An 8,411-nucleotide genomic window follows, 5' to 3' on the forward strand; every position below is an offset into this window, starting at 1 on the left:
ACACTGCTTACATTGATACTTTTGTTTAGCCTGCTTATTCATACCAAACTTGTATAGTTTATCAGAATTACAGCGTGGGCATTTTATATTAGTTTTGCTCATTGTTCTTCTCTCCTTTTCGAAGGGGGTATTATTTAGTATCGCAAACCTATTGTATTTCCTTGGGCTGAGAAGAGCAATGTTCATATAACTTAACAGATCGATAAGGGTTAATGGGGGAGAAGAAATGAAAAAAGACTTTTATACGAAATTATACAATGTATTAAATAGGAGCAAAGATGTTTATTTAATAACAATTGTTTCTGGTGAATATGAAGGGGAAAATATTGTTGGGCAAAAGTTGTTTAAAACAGACGATAATATTGTGATAGAAGATGAATGTTACGAAGAGGTATGGGGAGATATTTTAAAGAATATTAAGCTTAACAAAGATACATGTAGTGTTACTTATGATAAGAAGGAAGTTTTTATAGAATATTTGGCTAGTAAACCTAACTTAGTTATTTGTGGTGGTGGGCATATAGCTTTACCATTATGTAATATAGGAAAACTTTTAGATTTTAAGGTAACAGTTATAGATGACAGGAAAGAATTTGCTAATAGTGATAGATTTAATCTTGCAGATGAAGTTATTTGCGGAAATTTTGAAGAAGTTCTAAAAGAAAATATTTTTAATAAAAATACTTATTTTGTTATTGTGACTAGAGGACATAAGGATGATAGAAGATGTTTAGAATTTGCTATTGATAAAGACTATGCTTATGTTGGGATGATAGGAAGTAAAGCAAAAGTAGCAACTGTTGTTGAATCATTGTTAGAAGCTGGTTATAGTAGAGAGTTAATTGATAAGGTTCATACTCCGATTGGATTAAAAATAGGTGGACAAACTCCAGCAGAAATAGCTGTAAGTATAGCAGCTGAAATTATTAAAGAGAAGAATATAAATCAGAAAACAGAAATTTCTGAAGAAATTTTAAAAGAAATTATTGAAGACAATCAAGCGAAGGTATTGGCTACAATAGTAGAGAAAGTAGGATCATCTCCAAGAGGGATAGGAACTAAAATGCTTATTAAAGAAGATAAGAGTTTTAAAGGGACTGTTGGAGGAGGCAGCGTGGAAAATGCTGTATATTTAAAAAGTTTAGAACTAATTGATAGAAGAAGTTCTGATGTTGAAATGTATAATCTATCAAACTCAGATGCATCAACTTTAGGGATGGTTTGTGGTGGAAAAGTAAAAGTTGTTTTTGAATATATATAAGTTTATTAGAGCTATTTAATTAATCTATTTTAGAGCAATTAAATAGCTTTTTTATAAAAATTTTTAAATGTTTCACATTGTAGAGAGGGTCATAGGTTTAATGTTCGTGTTTTGCAGAAAAAGTAAAAATGTATATAAATAAAAATTGAAATATTTCATTAATATGACAATTTAATTAAATGTATGGTAAAAAAGTATATACAGATAAAGAAAAATATGATACTATATCTTTAAAATACGAACAATAATGTTTTAAATAAACTTAATGTTCAGTAATAGGGGATATTTGTATGAAAAATGGAAATGTTTATGAATTAGATGGAAGGGTGTCGTTAAAAAAAGCAGTACCACTAGGTATACAACACGTTCTAGCTATGTTTTTAGGAAATGTATCACCTTTAATAATTGTTTGTGGGTTATTAAATATAGACGCAAATACAAAAAGTATGTTAATTCAAAATTCTATGTTTATAGCTGGTGTTGCAACATTAATTCAGTTATATCCAATCTTTAAAGTAGGTTCAGGATTACCGGTTGTAATGGGGACAAGTTCTGGGTTTATAGGAACAGAAAAAGTTATTGGTGCAACTTATGGATATGCAGCAATAATGGGTGCATCTTTAGTTGGAGCACTTTTAGAGATTGTTTTAGGATTCTTTATTAAGCCTTTGAGAAAGTTATTTCCACCAATAGTAACTAGTTTAGTTGTAATCTCTATTGGACTTTCATTACTTCCAGTTGGAATTAAATATTTTGCTGGTGGAGCGGGCGCAACAGACTTTGGAGACCCTAAGCACTTATTAATAGGAACAATAGTAATGTTAGTAATTATTATAGTTCAAAATTATACTAAAGGATTTATGAAAACTTCTGCAATTTTAATAGGAATAATTATTGGATATATAGTAGCTATATTTATGGGAATGGTTGATTTTACACAAGTTAAAGAATCAGCATGGTTTAGCTTGCCAAGACCTTTCGTTATGGGATTTGAATTTAGATTAGATGCAATTATATCAATGGTAATTATGTATATAGCAACAGCAGTTGAAACAATAGGAGATATTTCTGCAATAGCTGTTGGAGGACTTGGAAGAGAAGCAACAGATAAAGAATTATCAGGTGGAGTAATAGCTGATGGTGTTGCAAGTTTTATAGCAGCATTATTTGGTGTAGCACCAAATACTTCTTTTAGTCAAAATGTTGGACTAGTTGCTGTTACTAAAGTAGTCAATAGATTTGTAATTATGACAGGTGCGTTATTCTTAATTTTAGCAGGTTTTTTTCCAAAATTAAGTGCAGTTTTATCAGTAATGCCTCAATCAGTTCTTGGAGGAGCAGCTGTTATAATGTTTGCTATGATTTTTGTAAGTGGTCTTCAATCATTATTTAGAGAAAATTTAAATGGTAGAAATGGTTTAATCGTAGCACTTGCTATTGGAATTGGTGTTGGACTTGGAAATGTTCCAGAAGCTTTAGCTGGTTTGCCAACTTGGGTTGGAAACATTTTTGCTCAAAATGGAATCATAATGACATTTGTTATTGCTACTATTTTAAATTTAATCTTACCTAAAGATAAAAAAGAAGATGAAGTTATGATTAATAATTAGAAGAAATGTTGTTTTTAAAATAAGAGCGATATTAATTTTATGATATGAGAATTTGCATATTTCTAGGAGATATGCAAATTTATTATGTAAAGAGCATTATAGAAAATATTTCTATAAATTAATATTCTAGTGTGAATTTAGATACAAGTTTAGGAGGAATTGTGATTTGTTTACTATTAAAAACTATATAGTAGTTCAAAGTTTAGAGGAAGCTTATGAGTTAAATCAGAAAAAGAATAATGTAGTCTTAGGTGGTACAGCTTGGCTTAAAATGGGTGAAAGAAATATTCAAAATGCTATAGATTTATCAGCATTAGGATTAAATAAAATAGAAGAAGATGATGAATTTATAAAAATTGGTTGTATGTGCACATTAAGAGATATGGAAGTAAGCAACAAGCTTAATAGATATTTTGATGAATCTATAAAAGAAAGTTTGAAATACATAGTAGGAGTTCAATTTAGAAATTGTGCAACCATTGGTGGAAGTATTTATTCAAGATTTGGTTTCTCAGACATATTAACAGTATTATTAGCTTTAGATACATACGTAGAATTATATAAAGGTGGAATAATTCCTTTATCAGAATATAAGGACATGCCTTATGATAATGATATTTTAGTAAGAATATTAATTAAAAAAGATAATAGACAGGTTAGATACATGACTCATAGAAATAGTGCAACAGATATACCTACTTTAGCTTGTGCAGTATCTAAGTTAGATGGTAAATGGAAAGTAGTTTTAGGGGCTAGACCTCAGAGAGCTATGGAAGTGTCAGGGGTTAGTGAATTATTAAGTGAAATACCTACCAAAGAAGAAATAGAAAAAGTAATAAACAAGGTAATTGATGAAGTTAAATTTGAAAGTAATATGAGAGGAAGTAAGGAATATAGATTACTTCTTGCTAAAGCGTTTATAAAAAGAGGAATAGAAGGAATAGTTGGAGGTTCATATGAAAATTAAGGTTTGGATAAATAATAAAGTTTTTGAGGATGATATTGAACCAGATACATTATTAATAGATTTTGTTAGAAATAAAGGATTTTTAAGTGTAAAAAGAGGATGCGATACAGCAAACTGTGGACTGTGTACAGTTCATTTAGAGGGAAAACCTGTACTTTCATGTTCAACTCTTGCTATGAGGGCAAATGGTTTAAAAGTTACTACAATTGAAGGATTAGAAGAAGAGGCAAAAGAATTTGCACAATTTATGGCTGATCAAGGGGCAGAGCAATGTGGTTTTTGTAGCCCAGGATTTGTAATGAATGTTTTAGCTATGAAGAAAGAATTAATAAATCCAAGTGATGAAGAAATAAAATTGTATTTAGCAGGAAACCTATGCCGTTGTACAGGGTATATGGGACAATTAAGAGCGATAAAAAACTATTTAGGATTAACTAAGGAGTAGTAAATATGAAATATGTAAATAAAAGCATAAGAAAAAGCGACTCTATGTCACTATTAACAGGAAAACCAGTATATACAGAAGACTTAGCACCAAAGAATTGTCTAGTTGTTAAATTACTTAGAAGCCCTCATGCTCATGCTCTAATAGAAAGCATAGATACTACAGTAGCTATGAAGGTGCCAGGAATTGAGTGTATTTTAACATATGAAGATGTGCCTAAATCTAGATTTACTACAGCAGGACAATCCTATCCTGAACCTAGTCCATATGATAGATTAATATTAGATAGAAGGTTAAGATGTGTTGGAGATCCTGTTGCTATAGTAGCAGGAGAAAATGAGAAAGCAGTAAATAAGGCTATGAAGCTTATTAAAGTTAAATATGAAGTTTTAGAAGCTGTTTTAGATTTCAGAAATGCTAAAGATAACAATATATTAGTTCACCCAGAGAAAGATTTTAAAGCTCTATGTGATGTAGGGGCAGATAACAAGAGGAATCTTTGTTCAACTGGTGGCTTTGAACATGGTAATTTAGAAGAAGAACTTAAAAACTGTGATATCATAATAGAAGAAACTTATCATACAAAAGCTAATAATCAAGCTATGATGGAGACTTTTAGAACTTTTACTGAACTCGATATTTATGGAAGATTAAATATAACATCTGCAACTCAAGTTCCATTTCATGTAAGACGTATAATTGCTAATGCGCTTGAAATACCTAAATCAAAGGTTAGAGTTGTAAAGCCTAGAATAGGTGGTGGATTTGGAGCAAAGCAAAGTGCAGTTAGTGAGGTTTATCCAGCAATAGTTACTATGAAGACTGGGAAACCAGCAATGCTTATATTTAGTCGTAAAGAAAGTATGACAAATGGAAGCCCAAGACATGAAATGGAGATAACTGTACGTTTAGGTGCTAATAAAGATGGAATAATTAAAGCAATAGAGATTAATACTTTATCTAATGCAGGAGCTTATGGAGAACATGGACCAACAACAGTAGGGCTAAGTGCTCATAAATCTATGCCTTTATATAGCACTCCAAGAGCATATAAATTTAATTATGATGTAGTATATACAAACACTATGGGGGCTGGAGCATATAGAGGATATGGAGCTACTCAAGGGATATTTGCTTTAGAATCTGCTGTAAATGAATTAGCAGCAAAACTAAATATGGATCCTATTAAATTAAGAGAGCTTAATATGGTTAAAGAAGGCGATGTAATGCCAGCTTATTATGGAGAAATTGCTAATAGTTGTGCATTAGATAGATGTTTAGAAAAAGCAAAGAATATGATAGACTGGGATAATAAATATCCAGCTAGGGATATGGGAAATGGTAAGATAAGGTCAGTTGGTATAGCTATGGCTATGCAAGGGTCTGGTATTTCAAATATAGATACGGCTGCAGTAGAAATAAAGCTTAATGATGATGGATTCTATACATTAATGATAGGTGCATCAGATATGGGGACAGGTTGTGATACAATATTAGCTCAAATAGCTGCTGATTGTTTAAACTGTGAAGTTGAAAATATAGTAGTTCATGGTGTTGATACTGACCAAAGCCCATATGATACAGGGTCGTATGCATCAAGTACTACATATGTAACTGGAGGAGCAGTTATTAAAACATGTGAAACTTTAAAAGTTAGAATTTTAGAAGAAGCTTCTAAAATTCTAGAGTGTCCAATAGGAAACTTAGATTTTGATGGAAAGTCAATTCATTCATATGAAGATGATAAGGAAATTTCTTTAGTAGATTTAGCTAATAGATGTTTAGTTGGAGGTAGTAAAACAATCAGTGCTAGTGAATCACATTATTCAAAGACATCACCACCACCATTTATGGTTGGAGCAGTTGAGATAGAAATTGATAAATTAACTGGTAAACTTGATATAATAGATTATGTAGCAGTAGTTGATTGCGGTACTATGATAAATCCAAATCTAGCTAAGATTCAAGCAGAAGGAGGAATAGTTCAAGGTATAGGAATGGCTTTATATGAAGATATATCTTATGATTTCAAAGGAAGAATGAGAAATGATTCTTTTATGCAATATAAAATTCCATCAAGACTTGATGTAGGAAATATAAGAGTAGAGTTTGAAAGCAGTTATGAGCCAACTGGTCCTTTTGGAGCAAAATCTATTGGAGAAATAGTAATAAATACACCATCTCCAGCTTTAGCACATGCTGTTTATAATGCTACTAAAGTTAATATAAGAACACTTCCAATTACTGCTGAAAAAATAGCAATGGGAATGATGGAGAATGAAGATTAATTTAATTTTATTGGCTTCAGGTAATAGTAAGAGGTTTAATGGAAACAAATTATTAACTAACTTTCATGACAAACCACTATATATGTATACTTTAGAGAAGCTAAAAAGTATAAAAGGATTAAATCAAATTATTGTGGTTACTCAATATGAAGAGATAAAGCAAAAATCTATTGATTTAGGTTTTGATGTTGTTTTAAACTTTGAAAGTGAACTAGGGATATCTAATTCTATTGCTTTAGGAATAAGTAGGGATAAGAGTGCTGATGGATATATGTTTATGGTTTGCGATCAACCTTTTATTAAGCCTAAAAGTATAAACAAACTTATAGAGGAATTTAATAGTGGGGGTAAAGGAATATGCTCTATAGGGTTTAAAGATAGATTAGGGAATCCTAATATTTTTAGTAGAAAATATTTAGAAGAACTATTAAGTTTAAAAGGTGATATTGGTGGTAAGCATATACTAAAAAAACATATAGATGATTTGAAGATAATTCAAATTGAAGATGAAGAAGAGTTAAAGGATATTGATACTAGAGATGATATAGACTCAAAAAGTACAAACAAAATCACCTAATTATTGATAAATTAATATTTTGGTGATATCATTAACGAATCATGAAGATAATTAACAAATAAAAAATAGAAATTTATTTTTGTATATATGAAGGTATAGCTTTTATTGCTATACCTTTTATTTTTATAATTTATAAGTACTAGTCTTGTTATAAACTTAGGTATATTTATACTATAATTAATATAAATATTGGAAATAAGGAGGGTGTGCTAATGAACAATGAAAAGTTAAGAGATGTGGTGAAAGAAAATTTTGAAATAGCTAAAAATAATTTTTATATTTCTAAAAATGGGAATAAGGTAGAACTTGATAATAAAGTTAAGGATATGATAGAGAAAACAGAACTTGTAAATGATGAAGTGACATATGTTGAAAATTATAAAGAAATTCAAAAAAATTATATAGTTAGAGATAATATTATAAATCTTGGGACTATAGATACTATTTTAAAGCTAAGAAATGAAGGAGTAAGAGGGAATATAATAGCATTGAATTTTGCAAGTGCTATTAATCCAGGTGGTGGATATTTAAGTGGAAGTAAAGCTCAAGAGGAAAGTCTATGTAGAGCTTCCATGCTATATGAAAGTTTGAAAAAGCAGAATGATTTTTATAAATTTAATAGAGAAAATTATACGCCTTTATATAATGATAGAATGCTTTATGTTCCTAATGTACCTATAATAAGAAATGATAATCTCGAACTTTTAGATAATTATGAGTTAGCTTCTTTTATAGTATCTCCAGCTGTGAACAGAAGAAAAGCATATGCTGAAGGGGTAAGAGATGAGAAATTATTAGTTGATATTATGAGTAAGAGAATAGAAAAGATAGTAAAACTAGCGATAAGTAGAAAACCAACGGTATTAATACTAGGTGCATTTGGTTGCGGAGTTTTTGGTAATGATAGAGAAGTTGTTTATGATATTTTTGAGAAATGCATTAGGGGATTTGTACCAGTACAAATAAAAGTTATTTTTGCTGTAATTCAATAGTTTATTAACAAAAGAATTACACGAAAAATTTAGAAGTAACCATAAGAACGTATATTGTATAATTATAACAAATGGCTTTGTTTTAAAATAGTGTTGAAATTAGCATAACATAATAGTATATCCATTTGGACATCCTATTTGAATCGTAATGCTTTAAGATTTTTCATTAGTTTATTCAATTAATTTGCTATTAATTGAATATATAAAATTTGAATATAATCCTATTACAAGTCCCCATAATATAATGGCTGTGATTCGTACAGTTTTTACA

The 8,411-nt window shown here is 29.9% G+C and carries 8 protein-coding genes; 7 read left to right on the forward strand and 1 reads right to left on the reverse strand.

Translation table 11 applies throughout. From position 1 onward, the window contains the following. A partial coding sequence (locus H8S10_RS17295) for an IS1 family transposase (RefSeq protein WP_347707662.1) occupies window positions 1–102 on the reverse strand: 102 nt, incomplete at its 3' end. A 124-nt stretch (window positions 103–226) separates the two neighbouring features. Between H8S10_RS17295 and H8S10_RS17300 the strand changes: the two genes are divergently transcribed. From H8S10_RS17300 to H8S10_RS17330, 7 genes are all read left to right on the forward strand, one after another. Next, a complete protein-coding gene (locus H8S10_RS17300) occupies window positions 227–1,261 on the forward strand; it encodes an XdhC/CoxI family protein (RefSeq protein WP_186839691.1) in 1,035 nt (344 codons plus the stop codon). A gap of 290 nt (window positions 1,262–1,551) precedes the next feature. Further along, on the forward strand, window positions 1,552–2,871 hold the full coding sequence (locus tag H8S10_RS17305) for a nucleobase:cation symporter-2 family protein (protein ID WP_186839692.1): 1,320 nt from the start codon (window positions 1,552–1,554) through the stop codon (window positions 2,869–2,871). Window positions 2,872–3,037: 166 nt separating this feature from the next. After that, window positions 3,038–3,838 carry an FAD binding domain-containing protein gene (locus tag H8S10_RS17310; protein WP_186839693.1) on the forward strand — a complete coding sequence of 267 codons (801 nt, stop codon included), beginning with the start codon at window positions 3,038–3,040 and terminating at the stop codon, window positions 3,836–3,838. Beyond that, the gene (locus H8S10_RS17315; RefSeq protein WP_055263481.1) at window positions 3,828–4,283 is read left to right on the forward strand and encodes a (2Fe-2S)-binding protein; all 456 of its coding nucleotides are present in this window, start codon (window positions 3,828–3,830) and stop codon (window positions 4,281–4,283) included. Before H8S10_RS17310 ends, H8S10_RS17315 begins: the two co-directional genes overlap by 11 nt. Window positions 4,284–4,288: 5 nt before the next feature. Further along, complete coding sequence (locus H8S10_RS17320; protein ID WP_186839694.1) at window positions 4,289–6,571, forward strand: molybdopterin cofactor-binding domain-containing protein; 2,283 nt, start codon at window positions 4,289–4,291, stop codon at window positions 6,569–6,571. Then, on the forward strand, window positions 6,561–7,148 hold the full coding sequence (locus tag H8S10_RS17325; protein ID WP_186839695.1) for a nucleotidyltransferase family protein: 588 nt from the start codon (window positions 6,561–6,563) through the stop codon (window positions 7,146–7,148). The genes H8S10_RS17320 and H8S10_RS17325 overlap by 11 nt, the downstream gene beginning before the upstream one ends. A gap of 212 nt (window positions 7,149–7,360) precedes the next feature. Continuing rightward, window positions 7,361–8,140: a TIGR02452 family protein gene (locus H8S10_RS17330; protein WP_186839696.1), complete on the forward strand. Its 780-nt coding sequence runs from the start codon at window positions 7,361–7,363 to the stop codon at window positions 8,138–8,140. The last annotated feature ends 271 nt before the right edge of the window (window positions 8,141–8,411 follow it).

It is taken from the genome of Clostridium sp. NSJ-49, assembly GCF_014287725.1.
GTDB lineage: Bacteria > Bacillota > Clostridia > Clostridiales > Clostridiaceae > Clostridium > Clostridium disporicum_B.